The organism is Variovorax sp. JS1663, assembly GCF_002157355.1.
Lineage (GTDB): Bacteria > Pseudomonadota > Gammaproteobacteria > Burkholderiales > Burkholderiaceae_C > Variovorax.
The window spans coordinates 222,366-245,434 of the sequence record NZ_LYMK01000001.1; the positions used below are offsets into that span (position 1 = coordinate 222,366).

At 69.2% G+C, this 23,069-nt stretch carries 23 protein-coding genes; 10 read left to right on the plus strand and 13 right to left on the minus strand.

What is annotated here, in order from left to right; genetic code table 11:
• The first annotated feature begins 79 nt into the window (after window positions 1–79).
• The gene (locus A8M77_RS01160) at window positions 80–706 is read left to right on the plus strand and encodes a DUF2242 domain-containing protein (protein WP_086919726.1); all 627 of its coding nucleotides are present in this window, start codon (window positions 80–82) and stop codon (window positions 704–706) included.
• Between the two features lies 1 nt (window position 707).
• Here A8M77_RS01160 and A8M77_RS01165 read toward each other — a convergent pair whose 3' ends face one another.
• On the minus strand, window positions 708–935 hold the full coding sequence (locus A8M77_RS01165) for a hypothetical protein (protein WP_086919727.1): 228 nt from the start codon (window positions 933–935) through the stop codon (window positions 708–710).
• Window positions 936–1,134: 199 nt separating this feature from the next.
• On the opposite strand from A8M77_RS01165, the gene A8M77_RS01170 reads away from it, so the two are divergent.
• Window positions 1,135–1,512: a VOC family protein gene (locus A8M77_RS01170; RefSeq protein ID WP_086919728.1), complete on the plus strand. Its 378-nt coding sequence runs from the start codon at window positions 1,135–1,137 to the stop codon at window positions 1,510–1,512.
• Window positions 1,513–1,526: 14 nt separating this feature from the next.
• Here the strand turns inward: A8M77_RS01170 and rocF are convergent, their stop codons facing one another.
• Genes rocF through senA form a run of 6 tightly spaced genes read right to left on the minus strand, consistent with a single transcriptional unit; the run spans window position 1,527 to window position 7,097 of the window.
• Window positions 1,527–2,444, minus strand: coding sequence for an arginase (gene rocF, locus A8M77_RS01175; protein ID WP_086919729.1), 918 nt, complete (start codon window positions 2,442–2,444; stop codon window positions 1,527–1,529).
• Between the two features lie 21 nt (window positions 2,445–2,465).
• Window positions 2,466–3,284, minus strand: coding sequence for a phosphonate ABC transporter, permease protein PhnE (gene phnE / locus A8M77_RS01180; RefSeq protein ID WP_086919730.1), 819 nt, complete (start codon window positions 3,282–3,284; stop codon window positions 2,466–2,468).
• Complete coding sequence (locus A8M77_RS01185; protein WP_086919731.1) at window positions 3,281–4,126, minus strand: PhnE/PtxC family ABC transporter permease; 846 nt, start codon at window positions 4,124–4,126, stop codon at window positions 3,281–3,283. Before A8M77_RS01185 ends, phnE begins: the two co-directional genes overlap by 4 nt.
• On the minus strand, window positions 4,123–4,953 hold the full coding sequence (locus A8M77_RS01190) for a phosphonate ABC transporter ATP-binding protein (RefSeq protein ID WP_086919732.1): 831 nt from the start codon (window positions 4,951–4,953) through the stop codon (window positions 4,123–4,125). Before A8M77_RS01190 ends, A8M77_RS01185 begins: the two co-directional genes overlap by 4 nt.
• Window positions 4,954–4,966: 13 nt before the next feature.
• On the minus strand, window positions 4,967–5,830 hold the full coding sequence (locus tag A8M77_RS01195) for a putative selenate ABC transporter substrate-binding protein (RefSeq protein ID WP_086919733.1): 864 nt from the start codon (window positions 5,828–5,830) through the stop codon (window positions 4,967–4,969).
• Window positions 5,831–5,864: 34 nt separating this feature from the next.
• Window positions 5,865–7,097, minus strand: coding sequence for a selenoneine synthase SenA (gene senA, locus A8M77_RS01200; protein ID WP_202820591.1), 1,233 nt, complete (start codon window positions 7,095–7,097; stop codon window positions 5,865–5,867).
• Between senA and senB the strand changes: the two genes are divergently transcribed.
• A complete protein-coding gene (gene senB / locus A8M77_RS01205) occupies window positions 7,090–8,049 on the plus strand; it encodes a selenoneine biosynthesis selenosugar synthase SenB (RefSeq protein ID WP_086919735.1) in 960 nt (319 codons plus the stop codon). The two genes, senA and senB, sit on opposite strands and share 8 nt — an antisense overlap.
• Before the next feature lie 24 nt (window positions 8,050–8,073).
• Window positions 8,074–9,144, plus strand: a complete 1,071-nt coding sequence (gene selD, locus A8M77_RS01210; protein WP_086919736.1) for a selenide, water dikinase SelD — start codon at window positions 8,074–8,076, stop codon at window positions 9,142–9,144.
• Here the strand turns inward: selD and A8M77_RS01215 are convergent.
• Window positions 9,134–10,756, minus strand: a complete 1,623-nt coding sequence (locus A8M77_RS01215; protein WP_086919737.1) for a WS/DGAT/MGAT family O-acyltransferase — start codon at window positions 10,754–10,756, stop codon at window positions 9,134–9,136. The genes selD and A8M77_RS01215 overlap by 11 nt on opposite strands.
• Window positions 10,757–11,059: 303 nt before the next feature.
• Here A8M77_RS01215 and A8M77_RS01220 point away from each other — a divergent pair, with 303 nt between their 5' ends.
• The 5 genes from A8M77_RS01220 (at window position 11,060) to A8M77_RS01240 (ending at window position 14,006) form a co-directional block, all read left to right on the plus strand.
• Window positions 11,060–11,605 carry a hypothetical protein gene (locus tag A8M77_RS01220; RefSeq protein WP_192871528.1) on the plus strand — a complete coding sequence of 182 codons (546 nt, stop codon included), beginning with the start codon at window positions 11,060–11,062 and terminating at the stop codon, window positions 11,603–11,605.
• Window positions 11,606–11,666: 61 nt separating this feature from the next.
• Window positions 11,667–12,146, plus strand: a complete 480-nt coding sequence (locus A8M77_RS01225) for a phasin family protein (protein WP_086919738.1) — start codon at window positions 11,667–11,669, stop codon at window positions 12,144–12,146.
• Between the two features lie 2 nt (window positions 12,147–12,148).
• Window positions 12,149–12,781, plus strand: a complete 633-nt coding sequence (locus A8M77_RS01230; protein ID WP_086919739.1) for a TetR/AcrR family transcriptional regulator — start codon at window positions 12,149–12,151, stop codon at window positions 12,779–12,781.
• A gap of 56 nt (window positions 12,782–12,837) precedes the next feature.
• The gene (locus A8M77_RS01235; RefSeq protein ID WP_086919919.1) at window positions 12,838–13,611 is read left to right on the plus strand and encodes an alpha/beta fold hydrolase; all 774 of its coding nucleotides are present in this window, start codon (window positions 12,838–12,840) and stop codon (window positions 13,609–13,611) included.
• Window positions 13,612–13,622: 11 nt separating this feature from the next.
• A complete protein-coding gene (locus A8M77_RS01240; RefSeq protein ID WP_086919740.1) occupies window positions 13,623–14,006 on the plus strand; it encodes a RidA family protein in 384 nt (127 codons plus the stop codon).
• A gap of 203 nt (window positions 14,007–14,209) precedes the next feature.
• Here A8M77_RS01240 and A8M77_RS01245 read toward each other — a convergent pair whose 3' ends face one another.
• The 5 genes from A8M77_RS01245 to A8M77_RS01265 form a co-directional block, all read right to left on the minus strand.
• Entirely contained in the window at window positions 14,210–17,428 is a 3,219-nt protein-coding gene (locus A8M77_RS01245; protein ID WP_086919741.1) for a bifunctional cytochrome P450/NADPH--P450 reductase, read from the minus strand.
• 135 nt (window positions 17,429–17,563) lie between these two features.
• Window positions 17,564–18,220 (minus strand): DUF4276 family protein, encoded by a 657-nt coding sequence (locus tag A8M77_RS01250; RefSeq protein ID WP_158100861.1) that lies wholly within the window; start codon window positions 18,218–18,220, stop codon window positions 17,564–17,566.
• Window positions 18,221–18,228: 8 nt separating this feature from the next.
• The gene (locus A8M77_RS01255) at window positions 18,229–19,368 is read right to left on the minus strand and encodes an AAA family ATPase (RefSeq protein WP_202820592.1); all 1,140 of its coding nucleotides are present in this window, start codon (window positions 19,366–19,368) and stop codon (window positions 18,229–18,231) included.
• Between the two features lie 37 nt (window positions 19,369–19,405).
• Window positions 19,406–20,659 (minus strand): branched-chain amino acid ABC transporter substrate-binding protein, encoded by a 1,254-nt coding sequence (locus A8M77_RS01260; protein WP_086919744.1) that lies wholly within the window; start codon window positions 20,657–20,659, stop codon window positions 19,406–19,408.
• A gap of 49 nt (window positions 20,660–20,708) precedes the next feature.
• Window positions 20,709–21,380 carry a TetR/AcrR family transcriptional regulator gene (locus A8M77_RS01265; RefSeq protein ID WP_086919745.1) on the minus strand — a complete coding sequence of 224 codons (672 nt, stop codon included), beginning with the start codon at window positions 21,378–21,380 and terminating at the stop codon, window positions 20,709–20,711.
• A gap of 64 nt (window positions 21,381–21,444) precedes the next feature.
• On the opposite strand from A8M77_RS01265, the gene A8M77_RS01270 reads away from it, so the two are divergent.
• Window positions 21,445–23,064 (plus strand): AMP-binding protein, encoded by a 1,620-nt coding sequence (locus A8M77_RS01270; protein ID WP_086919746.1) that lies wholly within the window; start codon window positions 21,445–21,447, stop codon window positions 23,062–23,064.
• The last annotated feature ends 5 nt before the right edge of the window (window positions 23,065–23,069 follow it).

Here is a 23,069-nt window from a genome sequence, read left to right on the forward strand (position 1 = left end):
GCCGCAGCGTCGAATCGTGGCCCGCGAAGCGGCAGGCTGCCGCTAGCATTCCGCATCTCCCGATTCTTCCGTTGTCTCCATGCGTTCCTTTCTCCCGTACGCAGTCCCCGCGCTGCTGTTCACGCTCGCGCTGGCGGGCTGCGGCAGCCTGCCGTCCCCGCGCGCCTCCTACGAGCCCGAGGAATTCGATTCGACCACCACCCACACCCGCACCTTCGCCGCCAGCCAGGCCCAGACCTGCGAGGCTGCGCGCCGCGCCCTGCTGAGCCAGGGCTACCTGGTGACGGCGGCGAATGCCGACTTGGTGGCAGGTCGCAAGAGCTTCCAGCCGGCGCGCGAAGTGCACGTGGAGATGGAGTTGCGGGTGGTCTGTGCGCGAGAGGGCGGCGCTGGCAGCACGATCGCTTTCGCCAGCGCGCTGCAGGACCGCTACAGCCTGAAGAAGGTCAACAACTCCGCCAGCGTGGGCGTGGGCGCCATCGGCTCCGTGTCGCTGCCCTTTTCCTCCAGCGACGATGCGCTGGTCAAGGTGGCCAGCGAGACGCTGACCGACGAACGCTTCTACGACCGGCTCTTCGCCTTGGTCGAGCGCTTCCTGGTGGTGCCGGAGGCGGCGCAGAGCGAACCGGTCGCGCCGCCCTCGCCCGTGTCGCCGAGCACCGAGGCACCGCTGCGCCCGGTGCCCTTGTCTCCCACCCGGGGCTGAGTCAGATCGAAACCGAGCGGGCCTGGTAGGCCGGCAGCCCGGTCAGGCCGCACAGGCGCTGCATCACGCCGTAGCCCTGGGCCAGGGCGGCTGCGTAGGTGGCGAAAGGGCGCTCCGCACGGTGCAGCGGCTCGAAGTGGCCGTCGTGGTGTGCGTCCTCGTGGATCACCCAGTAGTAGGAACCGTCAAAGGGTTGTTCCACCAGCAGCCCGATCTTCCTCACGTCCATGTTTTTCGCTCCGTCGTAGTCAAAATGAGTACTTAAGAATGTAAAACCATGTGTCTAGTCCTCGGAGGAGAAAAATCACGCTTCTCCGCCTTTTGCGGCTTTCCGTGACGATGGACGTGGGCCGATTGACTTCGCGCCCGCGCTGTGCGACGTTGTACCGAGTGGTTCTCTTTTCAATCCCGTCTTCAAGGAGCAGGCCATGCTGGGCAACAAGGAAGCCGTCGCGAACCTCGCCGTCAAGGATCTCGAGCGGGCACGGCAGTTCTACGAAGAGATCCTCGGCCTGACGCCGGTCGAGGCCGAGGGCGACGACCTGATCGTCTTCCAGAGCGGCGTCTCGAGCCTCAACGTGTATCGCTCGCAATTCGCGGGCACGAACCAGGCGACGGCCGTCACCTGGGCAGTGGGCGACGAGATCGAGGCCCTGGTCAGCGCGCTGCGCGCCAAGGGCGTGCGCTTCGAGCACTACGAGATGCCCGACATGCGCCTGGAGGGCGATCTCCATGTCTCGGGCGACATGAAGGTCGCCTGGTTCAAGGACCCGGACGGCAACATCTTGAACCTCATCAATCGCTGACGGAAGCCGGCGGGTCAGCGCACCAGCGTGGACTTGCCGAACAGGCTCTCGATCAGCTCCACCGCCACTTCCGCCGTGCGGTTGCGCACGTCCAGCGCCGGGTTGAGCTCGACCACGTCGAGCGAGGCGAGCCGGCCGGTGTCGGCGATCATTTCCATGCACAGCTGCATCTCGCGCCAGGTCGGCCCGCCGCGCACGCCGGTGCCCACGCCGGGAGCGTAGTCCGGGTCCAGGCAGTCGAGGTCGAAGCTCACGTGCAGGTGGGTGTCCTCGTCGATGTCCTGCAGCGCCTCGGTCATGGTGGTGCGCATGCCGTGCTCGTCGATGTGGCGCATGTCGAACACGTTCAGGCCCAGGGCGCGGATGGCCGCCTTCTCCTCCGCGTCGACGCTGCGGATGCCGATGAAGCGGATCGCGTCGAGCCCCAGCGCCGCGGGCTCGCCGCTCCAGCCGGTCAGCGCCTGCGGCCCCTGCCCGAGCAGGCAGGCCACCGGCATGCCGTGGATGTTGCCGCTGGGGCTGGTGCGCTCGGTGTTCACGTCCGAGTGCGCGTCCAGCCACAGCACGCGGAGCTTGCGCCCGGCCTGGCGCGCATGCCGGGCGATGGCGCTGATCGAGCCGATCGCCAGGCAATGGTCGCCGCCCATCAGCAGTGGCAGGTGGCCGGCCGCCAGGGATTTCTCTACCGCCTCGTAGACCGAGCGGTTCCACTCCACCACCTCGGCCAGGTGGCGCAAGCCGTTGGCCGGCTCGGTCCAGGGCGTGGCGGGGCCGGCGAGGTTGCCGCGGTCGACGATCTCAAAGGCCAGGCGCGACAGCGTGCCGGCGATGTCCGCCACCCGCAGCGCGTCCGGCCCCATGCCGGCGCCGCGCACGCTGGCGCCGATGTCCGTGGGGGCGCCGATCAGCTCGACTGTCGTGGTGGTGGTCATCGGCGCAAGCCTCCGGAGGGTTCAGGCAAAAGCGGGCGCGAGGCCACGCCGAAGGCGCGCGCTCGCACTGTCGACCAGGAAGACCAGCAGGAACATGGCGCCGATCACGGTCGCCGACTGTGCCTGCTGGAACAGCGAAAGATGAAAGTACAGCATCTGACCCAGCCCGCCGGCGCCGACGAAGCCGAGCACGGCGGCCATGCGGATGTTCATTTCCCAACGGTACAACGCATAGGCCAGCCACTGGGGCCAGGCCAGCGGCAGGCTGCCGTAGGAGAAGGCCGCGACCGCGCCGCTGCCGGCCTCGCGCAAGGCGCGCTCCGGGCCTTCCGGCAGGTTCTCCAGCGTCTCGCCGAACAGCCGGCCGAACACGCCGCTGGTGTGCAGCGCCAGTGCCAGAACGCCAGCGAAGGGGCCGAGCCCGGCGGCCAGGACCATCAGCGCGGCCCACACCAGCTCGGGGACGCTGCGCAGCAGGTTGAGCAAAAAGCGCGCAGCCTGGCGCAGCGCCGGGCCGAAGCGGCCGGATGCGGGCAGCGCCAGGGCTGCTCCCCCCACCATCGCCAGCAGGGTGCCGAGCGCCGAGACGGCCAGCGTCTGCAGCGCGCCCCAGGCCGTCCTGGCGAGGAAGGCGCTCGACAGGTCCGGCGGGAAAAATTCGGTCACGAAGCGCGCCATCGAGGCCAGCGACTCGTGCGCCACGAGGGCCCGGAAGTCGATCCCGAGGTAGAGGAAGCTCGCGATCACCGCAGCCAGGATCGCGACGGTGGCGAGCACGCAGGCCACGCAAGGGCCCGCGGCGCGTGCTCGCTCGGAAGCCGTCGCGCGCGAGGCGGTCATGCGAGCCACTTCCGCAGGCCCGCGCTGAGGGCGTCCGCCAGGAAGACGAGCAGCAGGAACACGACCAGGATGCTGCAAGCCTCTCCGCCGTTCAGCATCTTCATCGACTGGTCCATGAGCTGTCCCAGCCCACCGGCGCCGACGAAGCCCATCACCACCGAGGCGCGCACCGCGCATTCCCAGCGGTAGACGGTGTAGGAGGCCAGTTCCTGCGCCGCGCCCGGCAGCAGCCCGTAGCCCAGGGCCGCGAGGCGTCCGCTGCCGGCCTCGAGCAGCGCGCGGGCGGGCCGCGTGTCGCCCGACTCGAGGATCTCCGCGTAGACCTTGCCGAGCATGCCGGCGTAGGTGATCGCCAGCGCCAGCACGCCGGCCGCCGGACCCAGGCCGAAGGCGCGCACCAGGACCAGCGCCCACACCAGCTCAGGGATGGCGCGCAGCATGGTGAGCACACCGCGGGCGGCAGTGCGCAGCAGTCCGCCGCGCCAGCGTCCGGGCCCTGGGCCGATGCGCGAGACCGACAGCGAGCGCGTCGACACGAAGGCCAGCGGCACGGCCAGTGCGAAGGCCAGCGTCACGCCCGCCGTCGCCATGGCCAGCGTCTCCAGCGTGGCGCGCGCCAGCAGGCCGAGAAACTCCGCCGACAGTGCCGGTGGCAGGAAGCCGGCCAGGAAGCCGCCCATCGCGCGCAGGCCGGCCGGCGCCAGGAGCGCCTGCGGCTTGAACTCGGCGATCACCAGCATCGGCCACAGCACCACCAGCGCCAGCAGCAGGGCGCTCAGGCGGCGGCGCGCGAGCGGGTCGCGCGGGTCTCGCCGCTGGGCGGGATGCGGCAGCGTGCTCATCGGCAGGCGGCCGCGGGCATGGGCATGCGCAGGCGGTCGAGCTCGAAGCCGGCGGCCTGGGTCGGCAGCAGGCTGCCTTCGGTCGCGTAGAGCTCCTGCAGCATCGCGCGGCTGACCTCGCCGGCCGGCGCATCGAAGGCCACGCTGCCGGCGCGCAGGCCGACGATGCGGTCGAACCACTTGAGCGCCAGGTCCACCGCGTGCAGCGAGGCCAGCAGCGTCGCGCCGGTGTCCCGGCTCTGGGCGACCAGTTCGCCCACCGCCAGGTCGGCCAGCGCCGGGTCGAGGGCCGAGACCGGCTCGTCGGCCAGGAGCAGCTCGGGCGCCTGGTAGAGCACCCGCGCCATGCCGACGCGCTGCAACTGGCCGCCGGAGAGCCGGTCGCAGCGGTCGAACAACCGGTCCGCCAGATCGAGCCGTGCCAGCGCGGCCTGCGCGCCGGCGATGTCGGAGGGCATGAGCAGCGAGGCCAATGCCCGCGCGGCCGACCAGCGGCCCAGCCGCCCGGCCAGCACCGCGGTGATGACGCGCAGGCGCGGCGGGATCGGCGGCGACTGGTGGATCAGTCCGATGCGCGCGCGCAGCTTGCGCAGCTCCGCCGCGCGCAGCTGCCAGGGATGCGCCCCCAGCAGCGCGACCCGGCCCTCGCTGACGCGCAGCCCCGCTCCGGCGATGCGCAGCAGGCTGGTCTTGCCCGCGCCCGAGGGGCCGATCACGGCCACGCGCGCGCCCGGCGCCAGGCGCAGCGTCACGCCCTGGAGCGCACGCTGGCCGTTCGCGTGGACCAGGCCGACGTCCTCCAGCGCCAGCGCGGCTTCGGCGGTCAAGAGGGCGGCCCGGCTATTTCAGGAGCCCGGCGGCGCGCGCGGCCGACTCGATGCTGTCGTAGTTCGAGGCCTTGGTGGGGATGAACTTCGAGGCCCGCTGCAGCGAGAGGATTTCCTGGTGCGCCGGCTCGGCTGCGTTGAGCTTGAGGAAAGCCTCGGTGATCTTCTTCTGCAGCGCGGCGTCCAGGCCCGGCCGCGCGGTCCAGTTGTAGTCGTAGTAGGGCGCGGTGGTGGCCAGTACGCGCACCTTGGCGGCGTTCGGGTTCTTCGCTTCGACCAGCTTGTCCAGGACCGAGGCGTTGAGCGCACCCGCCTCGGCCCGGCCGGCCGCCACGAAGGCGACGGTGGCGTCGTGCGCGCCAGAGAAGGCGACCGTCTTGAAGTCCTTGTCGGGGTCGAGGCCGGCCTGCATCAGAAAGTAGCGCGGCATCAGGTGGCCCGAGGTGGAGGAAGGCGAGCCGAAGGCGAAGGTGGAGCCCCGCAGGTCGGTCAGCGTCTTGGCCTTGCTGTCGGTGGGCACGATGAACTTGCTGGTGAAGACCTCGTCCTCCGCCCGCTGCACCAGCGGCACCGCGCCGCCCTGCGTGCGCAGCTTGGCCTGCACGAAGGTGAAGCCGCCGAGCCAGGCGAGGTCGATCTTGTTCGTGGCCAGGCCCTCGACCACGGCCGCGTAGTCCGTGACCGGTGTGAACTGCACGTCGGCGCCGGTCTCCTTCTTGAGGTACTCGCCCAGCGGCTTGAATTTGCGCTGCAGCTCGGTGGGGGCCTCGTCGGGGATGGCCGAGACGCGCAGGATGGTGGTCTGCGCCTGCAGCGGGAGGTGGGCGGCGAGGCCCAGCAGGCAGAGGAGTGCGGTCTGGAGTAGTTGGCGTTTCATGGTGTCGTGCCCCGTGGAGGAGAGGTCTGCCAGTTTACGGAGATGCGGCAGTCCGGAAGCCCGCGAAGACATCGGTGCGGCCGGGCTGGAAGAAGTTGCGGTAGCGCACGTCGTGCAGCCGCGCATGGGTGGCGAAGGCGCCGCCGCGCAGCTCGCGATGATCGCCGAACCAGGGCGCCGAATAGTCGCGGTAGGGGCCTGGCGCAAAACCCGGATAGGGCAAAAAGGTGTCGGCCGTCCATTCCCAGACGCTGCCGCCCCACGTGAAGCGCGCCTGCGTGGCAGCTGCGTGCTCCCATTCGGCGGCGCGCGGCAGGCGGCGGCCGGCCCACCGGGCATAGGCCTCGGCTTCCCAGGCGCTCACGTGGAGGACAGGCTGCGCCGGGTCCAGCGGCAACCAGCGATCGAACCACCGGTGCTCCCATTCCTGCGCGACGAGCCGCCATCTCGCGGGGTGGCCATGCGGGTGCGTCGCGCGCCAGCGGCCTGCCTCGCCGGGCCAGAAGGCCGGGTCGTCGTAGCCGCCCGCTTCCACGAAACGCAGGTAGTGGCCGGCGGTGACGGGCGTGGCGTCGACCTCGAAGGCGTCCAGCGCGACTTCATGCGCATCGCGCTCGTTGTCGAAGGCGAAGCCGGGGCGGGCTGCGGGCCAGCCGATCGTCGCCGTGGCCGCCGGCAGCGCGATCGCCGGCGCCTGTGCCAGGCGCGGCAAGTCCGCCATGCCGGCGGGCGCGGGATAGCCCAGCGTCGCGCGCGACCACGCGAAGGCCTCGTCGTGCATGTCCTCATGGAACAGCACCAGGCGGTGGAAATATTGCGCCTCGTCGTCGGCGGCGGCCCGGTCCAGCGCTTCGAGGCAGGCATCCAGCTGCGCATCGAGCCGCGCGCCCAGCGCGTCGCGCGTAGGGAGCGGCGCGGACCAGCGCGCCAGGTGGGCCAGCCGGGCCGAATCGAACAGTGCATCGGGGCCCGCGATACGCGCCGGTGCGCTGGCCTGCACCAGGCCGCGCGCGTCGACCGCGTGCGGTCCGCGCAGCACCCAGAACTCGCCGAACCAGGCCAGGTGCGCCAGTTCCCACGCCACCAGGTTCACGCCGGCCTGGCGCGGGACTTGCCATTGCGCATCGTCGAGGTCGAAGGTCCAGGCCCGCGTGCGCGCACGGGCTTCGCGCAGCGCCTCGGCGAGCGCTCTGCCGGCCAGCGTGCGGGCCTCAGCAGCCATCGCCGCCCGGGCCGTGGCAGCCTGCCAGAATGAAGCGATGCCCAAGCCCCGCGTCCTCATCGTCTCGCCGGCGCTGGCGGAGGCCAACAACGGCAACTGGCGGACCGCTTCGCGCTGGCAGCGATTCCTGTCCGCCCAGGCCGAGGTCGAGATCGCCCGCGGCTGGGACGGCGCGCCGCACGACGCGCTGATCGCCCTGCATGCGCGCCGGTCGGCCGAGGCGATCGCGCAGTGGCGGGCGGCGCGCCCGGCCGGTCCGCTCGCGCTGGTCCTGACGGGCACCGATGTCTACCGCGATATCGAGGAAAGCCGTGCAGCTCAACATTCGCTCCAGTGTGCCAGCGAGCTGGTGGTGCTGCAGCCCGATGCGCTCGAACGGCTCGGCCGGGCCGAGCGCGCGAAGGCCCGCGTCATCGTGCAATCGGCCAGCCGCGTGCGCGGACGGCCGTCGCAGCGCCATGTCGACCTGGTCGCGGTGGGTCACTTGCGCGACGAGAAAGACCCGCTCACCCTCATGGCCGCCGCGCGCCGGCTGCCCGCGGACACGCCGATCCGCATCGTGCACATCGGCGAGGCGCTGGCGCCCGAGCTCGGCGAGGCTGCGCGCCGCACCATGGCCGAATGCCCGCGCTACCGCTGGCTGGGCGGCCTGCCGCGAGAGGCCGCGAGGCGCTGGATCGCCCGTGCGCGCGCCCTGGTGCACATGAGCCGCATGGAAGGCGGCGCGCAGGTGGTCATCGAGGCGGTGCGCTCCGGCGTGCCGGTGCTGGCCAGCCGCATCGGCGGCAATCTGGGCCTGCTGGGCGAGGACTACGAAGGCTGCTTCCCGGTGGGCGACGACGCGGCGCTGGCCGCGCTGATGCAGCGTTTCGCGGCCGAGCAGGCCTTCGCGGCACGGCTGAGGGCGCAGTGCGCGCTGCGCGAGCCGGGGTTCAGCCCTGCGGCCGAGCGGAACAATGTGCGGCGCCTGCTGCACGATCTGCTGGCATCTCCATAATCGCCCTGTACTCCGGAAGCGCCCATGAACGACCGAACGCCCGCCTCCCTCTCTCCGGCCCTGCGCCTGACCAGCTTCTCCCACGGCGGCGGCTGCGGCTGCAAGATCGCGCCAGGGGTGTTGTCCGAAATCCTGAAGAAGAGCGGCAGCGGGCTGATCCCGCCCGAGCTGCTCGTCGGCATCGAGACGGCCGACGATGCCGCGGTCTACCAGCTCAACGACGAGCAGGCACTGATCGCGACCACCGATTTCTTCATGCCCATCGTCGACGATCCCTTCGACTTTGGCCGCATCGCCGCAACCAACGCGATCAGCGACGTGTATGCGATGGGCGGCACGCCGATCATGGCGCTGGCCCTGGTGGCGATGCCGGTCAACCAGTTGCCGCTGGAAGTCATCGGCGAAGTGGTGCGCGGCGGCCAGGCGGTGTGCCGCGAGGCCGGCATCCCGATCGCCGGCGGCCACACGATCGACTCGGTCGAGCCGATCTATGGCCTGGTCGTGATGGGGCTGGTGCATCCGAAGCGGCTCAAGCGCAACGCCGATGCGAAGGCGGGCGACCTGCTGGTGCTGGGCAAGCCCCTGGGCGTGGGCGTGCTGTCGGCCGCGCTGAAGAAGGAGAAGCTCGATGCAGAGGGTTATGCGCAGTTGATCGCGTCCACCACGCGGCTCAACAAGCCGGGCACGGCGCTGGCCGCGATCGAGGGCGTGCATGCACTGACCGACGTCACCGGCTTCGGCCTGGCCGGGCACACGCTGGAGATGGCGCGCGGCGCGGGCTTGCGCGCGGTGATCGACTGGGCCCAGGTGCCGCTGCTGCCGCGCGTCGAGGCGATGGCGGCCGAGGGCTTCGTCACCGGTGCATCGGGACGCAACTGGGCCGGCTACGGCGCCGAGGTCGAACTCGACCCGGCGCTGGCGCCCGTGGTGCGTGACCTGGTGTGCGATCCGCAGACCTCGGGCGGCTTGCTGGTGAGCTGCGCGCCTGGCGCCGTGCAGGAAGTGCTGGCGCTGTTCCAGGCGCAGGGCTTCGAGTCTGCGCGCGTGATCGGCCGCATGGAAACCGGCCCGGCCGGCCTGCGCGTCAGCGCGTAGCCGCGGCGGCCGGGCCGCGGGCCGGCGCCTTGCGTGCGGCAGGACGCTTGGCGGCCTTGGCGGGTGCCGCCTCGGGCGCAGCCGCCTTGCGCGGGGCGCGCGCTCGTGGCGGTGCTTTTGCTGCCGTGGGCTGTGGCGCGGCCTCGGGCGGCGCTTTCACTTCCTTCGCCGCCGCTGTTGCCGCAGGCGCATCGAGCGTCTTCACGCGTTCCTGGATCGCGCGGTGCTCATCGAGCAGGTAGTCCGCGATCACGTCCACGTCCGGCACCGCGCGGCGGCAGGCGATCAGGCCGAAGTCCAGGCTGCCGTTGTAGCTCTGCACCGTCATGTTGAGCGCCATGCCGTGGCTGGGGATCGACACCGGGTAGTAGGTCAGCAGCTTCGCCCCCGCGAAGTAGAGCGCGGCCTGGGCGCCCGGCACGTTGGAGATCACCACGTTCGCCACCGGCGGCAGCCGGTCCGCCAGCCGCGAACGGCCGTACATCGAGGCCAGGCCGGACATCAGCCAGGGCGCGCCGAAGGAGGGAAAGTCGGTCGGAATCGCAGCCTTGATGTTGCCGATCAGGTCCTTGGCCGCCGCCGAGGACTCGCGGATGCGCGCGATGCGCTCGACCGGGTCGGCCACGTCGGTCGCCAGCGTCATCACCGTCATCGACACCTGGTTGTCGGGCGAGGTGTCGCCCGGCGCGCGCAGCGTGACGGGGATGGCCGCGCTCATCGGCTTCTTGGGCAGCTTGCCGTGGTCCGCCAGGTAGCGCCGCAGCGCGCCGGCGCAGATGCCCATCACCACGTCGTTGAGGCTGGCGCCCAGCTTCTTGCCGGCCTGCTTGACCTCGGCCAGCGGGATCGAGCGGACGGCATAGGCCCGCTGGTTGGTGATGGCCACGTTCAATAGCGTGCGCGGCCCCAGCAGGTTGAGGTTCTTCGGCACCTGCCAGGGGCCCGCGCCCTCGCTGCGGGGCTGCGGCACGACCAGGCTCTGCACCGCGCGCGCCATGTCGGGAAAGGTCTTCACCAGCTTCACGTACTGCTGCAGCGTGTTGCTGATCGCGGCGCCCGCCAGCTCGGCCACGCCCAGCTGGTAGCGGTTGCTGCGGCGTGCCTTCTGGCGCGGCGGCTTGATCGGCTCGGGATGCGGCTCCAGCGTCATGATGGCCTGCGCGAAGGCGGCGCCGGCCTGGCCGTCGATGCCCGCATGGTGGACCTTCGTGTACATCGCGTGGCGACCACCCTGCAGGCCGTCGATCACGTAGAACTCCCACAGCGGGCGGCTGCGGTCCATCAGCGTGGAATGCAGGCGGCCCACGTACTGCTCGAGCTGGCGCAACGTGCCCGGGCGCGGCAGGGTGACGCGGCGCACGTGGTAGTCGAGGTCCACGTCCTCGTCCTCCACCCACACCGGGTTCGACAGCTCGAAGGGCATCAGCGCCAGCTTGCGCGTGAAGATCTCCGACAGGTGCAGGCGGTTCGCCACGTGGGCCTTCACGTCCTCGTAGAAGTCGCCCTTGTAGCCCGCAGGCAGCTCCAGCAGGTGCAGGCCGCCGACGTGCATCGGCGTCTCCGGCGTCTCGGTGTGCAGAAAGGTCGCGTCCAGGCCGCTCAGGTGTTGCATTCGGGTGTCTCCTCCGTGACGTGGTGTGGGCGCGGGACGCGCGGCGCGAAAGGAAAAATGATTCCGCAATGCATGCAGCCCCGGATAGCGGGTAAGCCCGAGGGCCCGCGCACGCCGGACGGCGGCCCGCCCGTCGTAGCATCGCCTGGGGAAATTGGGGCAGTTGGCCTAACTATCCGACGCTTCTAGTTTTTCAGCCCTAGGGCTTTGCGAAGAAGATGTGGCCATCGCGTCGGAAGTTCGGCGCGAGAGGATCGGGAGCCTTCCCATCCTCCTGTGTCCATCCACTTCGAGGAAATCATCATGTCCACGCAAACCATCTCTTCCGCCGCCATCCACGTCGTCGGCCAGTACAACGAAGCCGGCAAGACCCTGGTCGGCGCCTACCGCACCGGCGCCCGCCGCCTGCTCGACGGCGCCGCCTCGCGCACCAGCGAATTCCTGGGCGCCCGCCAGCTGCCGCTGGTGAGCGAACAGCTCAAGGCCCGCCTGATCGGCGCGCAGGAAAAGGTCAACGGCTTCCTGGCCAATCGCCTCGACATCGACACCGGCCGCGTGGTCGCCGTGATGGACCGCGTCGCCGGCACCACCACCAGCGGCATCGAATCGGTCGCCAACGTGGCCGCGCGCGTCGAGTCGCCCCTGGGCACCTCGGTGCTGCAGGCGCTGGGCACGCTGAACCAGCCCTTCGCGACCCTCTCGGTGCAGATCGCCGACCGCATCGCCGACGGTGCGAAGAAGATCGAAGGCCGCCTGGCCGGCAGCGCCGATGAAGCGCCGGTCCAGGTCGTGAAGGCCAAGGCCCGCACCACGGCCGCGCGCCGCCCGGTGCGCACGCGCAAGGCCTGAGAAACCGTGACTGTCGCGGCCGCAGGGCCGCCTTGTCTTCCCCAGGTTCCAGGAGCACTGAATGGCGACTCGCCGCGATGAAGATGAAACCCCCAAGGTGAAGAAGAAGGCAGCCGCGGCCGGCAGCAAGACGGCGACGGCCAAGAAAGCGGCGCCGCCGCGCAAGCGGGCGGCGCCCGCGAAGAAGACAGCCCCGGCCGGGAAGGCCGAGGAACTCACCGAACAGGCCGGCTCGCAGGGTTTGCTGCGCGCCGGCCTGAAGGCCTTGGGCCAGGTGCGCGACGACGTCGTCAAGCGCCAGACCAACGTGATCGAAAGCCTGCTCGGCATCGGCCAGCCCAAGGCCGATGCGCCGACGCGCGGCTTCGGGCTCGAGAGCTTCGGCATCCGCAAGTTCGAGGACGTGTTCGACCAGCGGGTAGCCACCGCGCTGCAGCGCCTGGGCATGCCGACCGCGCAGGAGATCCAGGAATTGCGCGAACAGATGCGCATCCTGCTCGAGCACCTGGAGCGCATCGAATCCGCCGGCCGCAAGCGCTGAACGTGGCGAGCCCCAATACCCGCGAACGCATCCTGCTGGCCAGCCTGGCGCTGTTCAACGCGCAGGGGCTGGCGGCCGTATCCACCCACCGCATCGCGGCCGAGCTGGGCATCAGCCCCGGCAACCTGCACTACCACTTCAAGGCCAAGCAGCTCATCGTCGAGCGGCTGTTCCGGCGCTTCGAGGAGCGGCTGGAACTGCTCAACGCCTCTTCCAGTTCGGTGCGCGCCATCGACGACCTGTGGCTCGCCCTGCACCTGCGCTTCGAGGCCATCGACGCCTACCGCTTCGTCTACCGCGACATGGCCTTCCTGGCGGGCGAGTACCCCGCGCTGGGCCAGCGCGCCCAGGCGCTCACGGCGCAGAACCTGCTGGCTGCGCAGGCCCTGTGCGAGGCGCTGGTGGCCGCGGGTGTCATCGAGGCGACAGCGGAGGACGCGCAGATGCTCGCCCTGCAGATGGTCTTCACCACCACCTGCTGGCTTTCCTTCGAGCGGCTGGTGCCGGGGCGCGACGCCCTGCAGCAGGCCGACCCCGGTCTTGCGGCCTTCTACACGCTGACACTGGTTTCCCCCTATGTTTCGCGCGAATCGCGGGCCTACCTTGACTATTTGCGAGGAAAGTACCTCGGATAGCCGATTGACCCGCAGCCAGCGGCCCTTACAGTCAATCACAAGCAAAGGAGATGTTCATGATGGCAGCCACCCACGACCGTGTTGCGCCGCCCTCGCGCCTGCTGCTGCTGGCCGAGGCGCGCGCCCTCTGGGAAGCCGGGGCGACCCTGGCCCTGTGGCCCCTGCTGCAGTTCGCGCCGCGCGGCGACGGCCATGCGGTGCTGGTCCTGCCCGGCCTGGTGGCCAGCGACATCTCGACCAAGCTGCTGCGGCGCTACCTGCAGGGCCGCGGCTACGACGCTCATGGCTGGGGCCTGGGCCGCAACCTCGGCCCGCGCGCCGGCATCGAGGACGGCATGGTCGCCAAGCTCGAGGCGCTGCACGACCAGAGCGGCGGCAAGGTCAGCGTGGTGGGCTGGAGCCTGGGCGGCGTCTACGCGCGCCTCCTGGCCGCGCGCCATCCGCAGTGGGTGCGCAGCGTCGTCACCCTGGGCAGCCCCTTCACCGGCAGCGCGCGCGCGACCAATGCCTGGCGCATCTACGAGGGCGTGAGCGGCCAGAGCTCGATCGATCCGCGGCGCATGCGGCACGTGCAACCCACGCCCCCGGTGCCCACCACCTCCATCTTCAGCCGCAGCGACGGCGTGGTCGCCTGGCAGTGCAGCATCGAGGCCGCGGGACCGCAGGCGGAGAACATCGAGGTCGTGGCCAGCCACCTGGGGCTGGGCGCGCACCCGGCCGTGCTCTATGCGCTGGCGGATCGGCTGGCGCAGCCGGAAGGGCAGTGGAAGCCCTTCGACCGAGGGATGTGGGGGCCGTTGATCTATCCGGATCCCGCGCGGCCGGAGTAGGCGTCGGCGCCATGACACGCAGACTCATCAGCTCCGGCTCCACCTTCGAGCAGGAGATCGGCTATTCGCGCGCGGTGGTCGACGGCGACTGGGTGTTCGTCTCCGGCACTACAGGCTTCGACTACGCGACCATGACCATTGCCGACGGCATCGTCGAACAGGCCGAGCAGTGCCTGCGCAACGTCGAAGCCGCGCTGGCCGAGGCCGGCGCTTCCTTCGCGGACGTGGTGCGCGTCCACTACATCCTGCCCAAGCCGGAAGACTTCCCGTCGTGCTGGCCGGCGCTGCGCAAGTGCTTCGGTGAATCGAGGCCCGCTGCAACGATGATCTCGGCCGGCCTCGCCGATCCGCGCATGCGGATCGAGATCGAGGTCACGGCGCGCAAGCGCAGCTGATCACTTCGTTGCCGATGGATAGAGCTGCTCGCACAGGGGCGGGATCAGGCCGGCGGGGCGTGCTGCTCCGTTCGTGTCCCCCGGCGGCCTGCGGGCCGCCTCCTCCTTTACTTCACTACGCAGCACGCCCCACCGCCCTCGGCCCGCCCCGAACGCCCATCTTCGCCCAGCCCCGAACGCTCATCCTAGGTCCGGCACACCCTTCAGCTCCCCGCCCACACGTCCAGCACATAGCGCTTGTCGGCGATCATCTTCTCCAGCCAGGCCTCGCCGTCCTGGCCGTGCTCGCGGGCGATGTCGGAGAGTGCGCGCCGCACGTCGGGCTCCATGCGCGAGCCGTCGCCGCAGACGTAGACGATGGCGCCCTGGTCCAGCAGGCGCCAGACGTCCTTGGCTTGCTCGCGGATGCGGTCCTGCACGTAGACCTTGCGCTCGCCGGCGCGCGAGAAGGCGGTGAAGAGCTTCGCCACGCCGCGCTCGGCCCACGCTTGGAGCTCGTCGGCGTAGATGAAGTCCTGCTCCGGATGCCGGCAGCCGAAGAACAGCAGGGCCTCGCCCGGTGCCGTCCCCTTGGCGAGCTGCGATTCCCTTTCCTGCAGGAAGCCTCGGAAGGGCGCCAGGCCGGTGCCCGGGCCGACCATGATCAGCGGACGCTGTGGGTCCTCGGGCAGGCGGAAGCCCTCGGCCGTGGTCTCGCGCACCACGCCGTGCACCAGTTCGCCGGCCTCGGCACGCGCGAGGTAGTTGGAGCACACGCCTTCGAACTGCCCGAGGCCGGAGCGCGCCGGCCCGCCCACCACGCCCACCGTGACGCTGCAGCGCCTGCCATCCACCACCGGCGAGGAGGAGATCGAGTAGTAGCGCAGTGACAGCGGTGACAGCATTTCCAGGAACACGGCAAAGGGAGGCTGGCACGCAGGGAATTCCTCCAGCAGGTCCAGCACCGACTTGCGTTTCTGCAGCACCTCGCCGCGGTAGAGCGCGGCCGAGGCCTCGTCGGCGCCCGACAGCGCTTCCAGCTTCGGGCGCGTGAACGGACATTGCGTGTGGGCCGCGAGCTGCGCGATCTGCTTGCGCGTGGCCACGTCCTGCAGCTCGACGTAGTCGCCCAGCAGGCGGTCGACCGCGATCACCTCGTCCACCGGCAGCGCGGCCTTGCGCCCCGGCATGGCCTGCAGCCGCACGTGCGTCTTGCGGTCGAAGCCGAAGCGCGCCATCGCACGCTCCACCTGTGCCGGGCCGTTGCGCGGCACCACGCTGAGGTGATCGCCGGCGCGGTAGCTCACGCCTTCGGGCAGTTGCAGTTCCACGTGGCGCGTGGAGCGGTCCTGCGCGGCATCTCCGCTTTGCTTCTGCAGCTCGCGGTTCGCGAGCACGCGCAGGCTCACCGCGCCCAGCGCGTCGACCAGCGCGTTCTTCTGCGGCGGCGGCATCTCCTCCACCGTGTAGAGCGGCTCGCTCTGCAGCGGCGCCGAGTCGGTCGCCTTCAGGTCGAAGGCCTTGGCGAGCCGCGGCCACAGGGCGTCGCTCCAGTCCTGGAAGGCGCCGTCCAGGTCCTCGCGCGCATCGCCCTCGCCGCGGTCGTGCACGCGGGTGGCGCCCAGCACGCCCAGGCGCTCGTCGATGCGCCGCGGCACCGCCTGGTAGGTGGAGGCCCAGTCGGTGTTGCCGCAGCCGAAGACGCTGAAGCGCACGCCCTTGAGCGAATCGTCGGCCTGGTCCAGCCAGCGGTGGAACTCGGCCGCGTTGTCAGGCGCCATGCCGTTGTAGGAGGCGCAGACGATGGCCACCGCGCCCTCGGCCGGCAGGCGCTCGGCGTAGTCGTCGAGCGAGGCGAGCTGGGTCGAGTAGCCGCGCATCTCGGCCGCCTCTGCCAGCTGGCGCGCCAGGTCCTCGGCCGTACCAAGGTTGGAGCCCTGCAGCACCAGCAGCGAGGTGCCGTGGCGCGCGGCCTGCGGTTGGGTCGCCGGCCGCTCGGCCGCGGCCGGCACCGGCTGCGCCACGAGGTGGTCGCCGCGCGCGCGGGTGGCGGGATCGCGCGGTAACGCGCGGATCCTGAAGTCCTCGGGCTTGATCGTGAGCGCCTCGCGGATCTTCAGCTTGTAGCCCGTGTGGTCCAGCAGGTCGAAGCGCTGCAGGATCATGCCCAGCGTGAGCACCGCCTCCTGCAGCGCGAACTGCCGCCCGATGCAGGCGCGCTGCCCGTTGCCGAAAGGCTTGAAGGCATTCACCGGCCGCTCGCGCTCGGCCTCGCGGCTGAAGTGGTCCGGGTTGAACTTGTCCGCGTCCTCGCCCCACACCGCCTTGTCCCGGTGCAGCGCCAGCGCGTGCAGGATCACCATGTTGCGCTTCTTGATGGTGAACTGGCCGCCGATCTTCGTGTCCTCTTTCGCGGCCATGGCAACGGCCGGTGCGGTCGGGAACATGCGCAGCGATTCCTTCAGCACCTGCAGCACGTAGGTGAGGCGGTTCACCTGCGCGTAGGTGGGCTTCACCGACAGGTCAGGCCCGAAGACGCTGTCGACCTCGGCCTGCGCCTTGGCCAGGACGTCGGGGTTGTTGAGCAGGAAGTAGATGGCGAAGGACAGCAGGCCGCTGGTCGTCTCGTGGCCCGCGATCAGGAACTCGATGCACTCGTCGCGGATCTGGCGATCGTCGAGCCGCTCGCCGGTCTTCTTGTCGACGCCGGCGATCATGTAGCTCAGCAGGTCCGGCTTGGTCGCGATGTCGGCCCCGCTCGCGCGCCGCTCCTGGATGATGTCCTCCACCATCTTGTGCATGTAGCGGATGTCCTTGCGCTGCTGGGCCAGCTGCTTCTTCAGCATCAGCTCCTCCAGCGGGATGCCGCGCCGGTTCTGCACCGTCTCCAGCGTGCGCACCATCGCGTCGACGAAAGGGTGGAAGCCCTCGCGGTAGAAGGAGTTGAAGCGGTAGCCGAAGCCGCACAGGCCGATGGTGTCGAGCGTGAGCGCAGTCATGTCGCGCACCACGTCGATCTCTTCGTCGAAGTTCAGCCGCTCCCACTTGGTCACCAGCTGCTCGGCGATGTCCAGCATCATCGGGTGGTAGGCCTGCATCGCCCGCTGGCTGAAGTTGGCCAGCAGGATGTTGTGCGGCTTGGACCAGGTCGACTCGTGCGTGTCGGAAGTGAACAGGCCGTGCGACAGCGCGCGCAGCCGTCGCAGCGTGCCCTTGGTGCTCTTGTCGAAGCGCTTCTCGTCGCACAGCTCGTCCACCAGCGCGGCCGAGGAGACCACGATCACGGGCATGCCTGGCATGTCGAGCCAGTAGATCTCGCCGAGCTCCTGCGCGATCTTCCACATGTCGAGCACCGGCGAGTCGGAGCCGATCGACAGGATGTTGCCGACGAAGGGTTTCCGTGCCGGGTGCGGGATGGGGTAGAGCGGGTTCTTGCCTGCCATGTTCTTGCCTTTTCCTGGGCGAGTTGGGAACAGCGATGCGCTGCGCACGCAGTATCTCGACCCCCTGGTGAGGTCGCAGGACGGGTTTCCCCTAGACAGGCTAACGAAGTCGCGCAGTAGTCGGTTTGCGACCCATCAGCGCGCAAACGCCTCGAGCTCCGCCACCCATCGGCTGAAATGCGGACACTCCTGGCGAATCCGCTCGATGCCGATCCTCTGCGCGGTGTTGGGCCCGTGGAGCCGCTTGCGATACGCCGGAAACAGCCCCTCTATCCGTTTGGATGGCGCAGTTTGCGGCGCCTCATTGATGTGTTCCGGGGTGTCGACGCCGGCGCGTATGGCCGCAAGCGCAGGTTCCAGATCCTTTGCCGCCATGACATCTGGCAGCACCCCAGTGTCGGCAAACAGCCAAGCCTCGAATTCGTGCAACGCGAGAAAGGTTCGAAGGTTGTCCGGATTGCCAAAATGCTGGTCGACGGCCATCTCGATATGCCGCACCCTGTCCCACGGCGAACCCGCCACAGGTCTTGTTGACATGCCGGGAAAGTCGGCCGGCAACCCATAGTAGTCCAGCATGGTCGTGACCAACGCGTCCGAATCTCGCAGCAGCCTGCGGAGATCGCTTTCGAACTTCGCAAAGTGGGTGACGCCTCCCTTGAAGTTCGGACCATCCTTGATTCGCTTGGTCACCAAGACGACGGGCGTGACAAAAAGCTCCGAAGGCTCGAAGAAGGGCGCGAGCACGTCCTTGACGAACCGTTCCTCGGTCTGGCCTTCGACCAGTATCAGCACGCGACGCATCAGGGACGGGCACCCAGCAGGTTCTTTTCCCAGAGCTCTCCGAGTGAATAGTCGTCAAGCCACTGCCCCATGTCCTCGTTGCTCAAGTGCCGGAAGATGGTGGCGTGATCCTGCCTATCCACCGCCCAGATGTCATCCGGGCCGAACTGATTGACCAACGTGACGGATTGGGTGGCAACGAGCACCTGTGATTCGGTCGATGACGAGGAAAGCAAGTCCGCGAGCAAGGAGACCGCTGCAGGGTGAAGACCCAACTCCGGTTCGTCGAGCAAGACCACCGCCGGCGGCTCGGGCTGAAGGAGCAGCGTGGCAAGACAGATGAATCGCAGCGTGCCGTCCGAGAGCGCATGCGCATTGAAATAGGCATCGCTGCCTTTCTCACGCCACTCGAGCCGGATACGGGATTCGTTCAGGCGTGACGGGGCGAGCCGGAAATCATCGAAGAAGGGTGCGATCTGCCGAACGGTATCCACGATCGTGCGGTAGTGGTCCGGCTTCTTTTCCTGCATCCAGTAGAGAAAGGCTGCGAGGTTCTCTGCCTGCGGCTGGAGAAAGCGGTTGTCGTCGATGGCGCCCGTCGCTTTCATCGGCGCTGAATCACTCGTGTCGTGGAAGTGATAGACGCGATAGCTTTCCAGTGCACTCAAGGCTTGTTGGGCACATTGGTGCGGATGCTCTCGAAGCCCCGATTCCCTGACGTTGGCTGCAACCGGAATGTCGAATGGCTTGTGCGGGGGCGGGTACCTCTTCTTGTCCTGGTACGTTGCCTGTTCGACCTGAATGAGGAACGAGTCGTCGTCGGTCGGCAGCAGCCAGAGGTTGTAGCCGTTCGCCTTGTCCCCTTCGGCAAACTCCAAAGAAAAGGACATCGACTTCGAAATCTTGCGGCCAAAATGCAAGAGGGTTTCTGCCCCGCCCTTGGTCGCCGTGTATCCAGCCAGATTCTGCGTGACGACCTCACGCAGAAATCGAAATACCGAGATGAGATTGGATTTGCCGACGCCGTTGCCGCCGATGAACACGTTCAACTGGCCGAGCTCAAGCGTCTGGTCTTGGATCGACTTGTAGTTTCGGATCGACAGTTTTTCCAGGCGGCGCATAGCCCGGGATATTGCCATGCCTTGGGCGGCAACAGGCATTCCGGTGCAACCGGACGCGCATGGCCGCGACGCAAGGTCATGGCGCCGGCCGCACCATCTTGCATTCCGTGCCCTGCGCCAGCTCGTTGCCGGTATAGACCGCATCGGTACGGAAGCCGTAGTTCGTGCCTTCCCAGCCGACCTTGACCGCCTTGCCGTCCACCGGCGCGATGGTGTTGACCACCTGCGGCAGCAGCAGCTGATGGTCTTCGGCGCGCATGCGCACCGGGCCGACCACCGAGTCGAAGCTCAGGTCTTCCAACGCCCGCGCGACCTTGGTCGAGTCGGTGCTGCCGGCCTTGTTGATGGCAGCGGCCAGCAGGCGCGGCGTCATCTCGATGCGCGGGGCCAGGAAATCCTTGCCGGTCTTGGCCTTGTAGGCCTTGGCCAGTGCATCGGCCTTCAGCGCCTCGGCCTGGCCCGGGTGCCATTCGGCGACCCAGGTCAGCTGGCCCAGCTTGGCCTGCGACACCGCCAGCACCGTGCCCGGCACCGAGCCGGCGCTGTGGTTGAAGTAGCGCAGGTTGTAGCCGGCATCGCCCGCGGCCTTGAGCAGCAGCGTCATGTCCTGGCCCCAGTTGCCGGTGATCACCGTGTCGGCGCCCGCCTGGCGCACGTTGGCGATGTAGGGCGCGAAGTCCTTCACCCGGCCAATCGGGTGCAGCGTCTCGCCGACGAACTGTACGTCGGGCCGCGCCAGGCCCACCAGCTGGCGGCCATAGCTGGCCCACTGCTTGCCGTGCGCATAGTCCTGGTTGAGCAGGAAGGCCTTCTTGATGTCGGGCGTCTTCTTGATGTAGTTGGCCAGGGCCTTCATCTTCATCGCCGTGTTGGCTTCGGTCTGGAAGTGCCAGAAGCTGCAGGCCTTGCCAGTGAGTTCGGGGTCGATGGAGGAGTGGTTGAGGACGATCAGCTCCTTGCCCGGGTTGCGCTGGTTCCAGCGGTTGACCGATTGCACCAGCGCCGCCACCACCGAGGAGCCCGAGCCGCCCGTCACGATGGCCTGCGCGCCCTGGTCGATCGCCGCCTGCAGCGCGCTCTGGCTTTCCTGCGCCGAGAGCTTGCTGTCGAACTGCAGCAGCTGCAGCTTCGTGCCACCCAGCACGCCGCCCTTGGCGTTGATGTCCTCGACCGCGTACTGCGTGTGCGTGAGCATCAGCTCGCCGACGTTCGCGAAGGGGCCCGAGAGCGGATCGATGTAGGCGATCTTGTAGGTCTGCTGGGCCGAGGCGGCGCCGGATGCGAGCAGGGCCGCGGCCGCGAGCGGCGCGAGGGCGCAGGGGAACTTCATGGCATGTCTCCGGGGGATGAGGAAGGAACGGGAAGGACGTGGGCGCGGCTCAGCCGCCGCGTTCGCGCAGGCCCAGCACGCGCCACGACAGCCGCGCGAGCTCGGCCACGACCTCGTCGGGCGAGAGGCGGCCGTCGGGCCGGTACCAGCTGTAGAGGAAGCCCGGCAGGCTGAGCGCGGCAAGCGCGGTGAGCTTGGTCTCGCGGAAGTCCAGGTCGCCGTCGCGCCGCGCCTCCTCGAGCAGTGGGCAGAGGCGGTCGTAGAAGTGATGCGCCAGCTTCCTCTGCGCCTCGAGGTACTCGGGCCGGTAGACCTGCGGCTCGCGGTAGGGGAAGAAGGCGCAGGGATGGTGCGCGACGGTGGCGCGGATCAGGCGCTCGATGCCGTCCTTCACCTTCTCCACCGCCGGACGCGGGTCGCCCTCGGCGAAATCCAGCGCGGTGAAGCAGTCGACCGCGGGGCGCCAGGACAGCGTCTCGAAGATCTCCTGCTTGTCGCGGAAGTAGTAGTAGACGAAGGGCTTGGTGACGTCGAGCGCGCGCACGATCTGCGCCATGGTCGTGTTGGCGTAGCCCTGCGCGGCGAAGAGCGTGGCGGCCGCCTGCAGGATGCGCTCGCGCTGCGCGTCGGTGCCGGCGGTGGCGACGCGCTGCCGCCCGGTGCCCTGCGGCAGGTCGGTGCGCGCAGAGGGTTTGTGCGGTGTCGCCGAAGTTATACCCATGGGTAGGATTGTTGGAGCACCATGCGGGACCCGGCCCTATCGATAACCCTGTGAGAGTGACGCCATGGAGACAATGACGCTTCCCGACCGCCCGCAGCAGCCCCTGCACGAATACCTGCGCACCCATGCGCGCGAGCGCGGCGCGCATGCGGCCTGCATCTGGTACGGGCGCACGATCACCTACGCCGAACTCGACGCCGCCAGCGATGCCTTTGCGGCGAGGCTGCAGGACCTCGGCGTGAAGAAGGGCGATCCGGTGGTGCTCTTCCTCAACAACTGCCCGCAGTATCTGGCCGCGCACTACGGCATCCAGAAGGTCGGCGCCATCGTCTGTCCCAGCGGGCCGCTCAACAAGGAGCACGAGCTGGCCTACCAGGTGGGCGACCTGAAGGCGCAGGTGATCGTCGCCGCATCCTCGCTGCTGCCGGTGGTGGAGAAGGTGCGCGAAGCCAGCACGCTCGCCCACGTGTTCGTGGTGCACTACGCCGACCTGCTGCCCGAGTCGCCCACGCTCGACCTGCCCGCCGACCTGATGGCGGCGCAGCGCGAGCCGCGCGCCGTGCCGCCGGGCTGCGAAGACTTCCTCGCCGTCACGCGAAGCGGGGCGCGCCCGGCGCCGGTATCGCTCTCGATGGACGACGTGGCGCTGATGACCTACACCTCCGGCACCACCGGCCTGCCCAAGGGCGCGATGCTGAGCTATGGCAACGCGCTCTTCAAGACGCGCGCCGCGGCCGACTGCAACGGCGTGGCGGCGAGCGACGTGCTGCTCTCCATCGCGCCCCTGTATCACATCGCGGGCATGCTGATGGGCGTCAACGTGCCGGTCCTCACCGGTGCCACCTCGGTGCTGCTGCACCGCTTCGAGCCGCGTGCGGTGCTGCAGGCGATCGAGCGCTACCGCGTGAGCTGGTGGTACAGCATCGCGCCGATGAACGTGGCCTGCATGCAGGTCGAAGGCGCGGCGGGCTTCGACCTGGCGAGCCTGCGCATGAATCCCGTCACCAGCTTCGGCATCGCCTTCACCGAGCCGCTGGCGGCGCAGTGGCGCGGCCTCGCGAAGAACTGCACCTCCTTCGAGGCCGCTTACGGCCTCTCGGAAACCCACACCTGCGACACCTACACGCCGCACCATGCGCCGCGCTGGGGCACGCAGGGCGTGGCGGTGCCGGGCGTAACGATCCGCATCATCGACCCCGACACGGGCGCGGACCGGCCGGTGGGCGAGATCGGCGAGATCGTGCTCACCAGCCCCGGCAGCTTCAAGGGCTACTGGAACAAGCCCGAGGCCACGGCCGCCACGCTGCAGGGCGGCTGGGTGCACACCGGCGACATGGGCAAGCTCGACGCGGACGGCTACCTGACTTTCATCGGCCGTTTCAAGGAAATGATCAAGGTCTCGGGCTACAGCGTGTTCCCGGAGGAGGTGGAAACCATCCTCATCAAGCACCCGGCGGTGGCGCAGGCCGCGGTGATCGGCGAGGTGGACGCGGAGAAGGGCGAGGTGGTCAAGGCCTTCATCGTGAAGAAGCCCGGCGCCGCGCTGGAGGCCGAGGCGCTGGTCGCGTGGGCGCGCGAGAACATGGCCAGCTACAAGGCGCCGCGCCACGTGCGCTTCATCGATGCGCTGCCGACCACCGGCGCCGGCAAGGTGCTGCGCCGGCTGTTGAAAGACGCAGGCTGAAGGCA